This is a genomic window from Vibrio sp. Vb0937, from assembly GCF_033338855.1.
This window is the reverse complement of the sequence record NZ_JAWOTK010000121.1, coordinates 1-1,661: the sequence shown is the minus strand read 5'-3', so window position 1 is coordinate 1,661 and position 1,661 is coordinate 1. Positions and strand designations below refer to the sequence as shown.

Sequence of the window (1,661 nt, the reverse complement as noted above, 5' to 3'; positions counted from 1 at the left end):
CGGTAATGGCAGCAGGTCGTGGCTGTTTGGTGCGCTTTAGCCCGGTGGCTTCACTGCGGTATATGGCGGATTCTCCCGGTACAGACAGTGCTATTGCGCATAAATTAGCGCGCGTGGCACGTATCCACTTTTCTCGTCAAAAATTGGCGGCATCAGGTCCAAACCTACCGCAACGCCAAGTGCTATTTGCTCGCGTGTTAAAGTCACCTGCAATTGAACAAGCGATTGAAGACGAGGCAAAAAGCAAAGACATTTCGATTGAGAAAGCGCGCAAAGAAGCCCATGACATCATGGATGAAATCGCAGCCGACTTCTCATACGGTCTGGTGAAAAACGGCGATCGCATCCTGAGCTGGCTGTGGACCAAACTATATCAAGGCCTGCACATCAACAACGCTTCGACAGTGCGTCGCTTGGCGCAAGATGGCCATGAGATCGTTTACGTGCCGTGTCACCGTAGTCACATGGACTACCTACTGCTGTCTTACGTTCTGTACCATGAAGGTATGGTGCCACCGCACATTGCTGCGGGTATCAACCTGAACTTCTTCCCTGCGGGTCCGATTTTCCGTCGTGGTGGTGCGTTCTTTATTCGTCGTAGCTTTAAAGGCAACAAACTGTACTCCACGATTTTCCGCGAGTATCTAGCCGAGCTGTTTGCAAAAGGCTACTCGGTAGAGTACTTCAGCGAAGGTGGTCGCTCACGTACCGGTCGTTTACTGCAAGCGAAAACGGGTATGTTGGCCATGACGATTCAAGCGATGCTGCGTGGTCTAAACCGCCCCGTAACGCTGGTACCGGTTTACATCGGTTACGAGCACGTAATGGAAGTGGGCACTTACGCCAAAGAACTGCGCGGTAAACGTAAAGAGAAAGAGAACGCAGGTCTTGTTCTGCGTACTCTACGTAAACTGCGTAACTTTGGTTTGGGCTACGTGAACTTCGGTGAGCCTATTCAGCTCAACCAATACCTTAACGAGCACGCGCCAGAGTGGACAAAAGACATCGATAGCATGGGCGGTAGCAAACCACAGTGGATGAATCCTGTGGTCAATGAGCTAGCGAACAAGATGATGACGCACATTAACGATGCGGCAGCGGCAAACGCCTTAACGCTTTGTGCAACGGCCTTGTTGGCTTCTCGCCAACGTGCACTGTCTCGTGATTCTCTGATCAATCAGATTGAGTGCTACTTGAAGCTACTGAAGAACAACCCATACTCAAGCACTTCAACCATCCCAACAGAAAGTGCTGAAGAGTTGGTTGATCACGCTATCTCGTTAGATAAGTTTGTGATTGAAACAGACAGTATGGGCGACATCATTTCTCTGGATCGTAGTCAATCGATTCTGATGACTTACTATCGCAACAACATCATTCACTTGTTTGCGCTGCCATCGTTGATTGCTCAGATGATTATTCGTCAGCGCAATCTCACCGTGGAGAAAATCCAAGAGAACGTTGCGCAAATCTACCCATTCTTGAAGAAAGAGCTGTTCCTAAGCTACCAAGAGGAAGATTTAAACGACCTTGTGGTGAAAACGTTGAATGAGTTTGCCGAGCAGAAAATGATCTGTCTTGATGGCAACAAATTGGAAATCAACCAATCAAACAACCAACCGCTGGTTCTACTTGGTCGCACGATTACTGAGACGCTGCAG

The 1,661-nt window shown here is 48.9% G+C and carries 1 protein-coding gene; it reads left to right on the top strand.

Going from position 1 to position 1,661, the window contains the following annotated elements; all coding sequences use genetic code 11:
- The coding region (gene plsB, locus R7P67_RS23665; RefSeq protein ID WP_318086173.1) for a glycerol-3-phosphate 1-O-acyltransferase PlsB at positions 1-1,661 on the top strand (1,661 nt) is incomplete at both ends.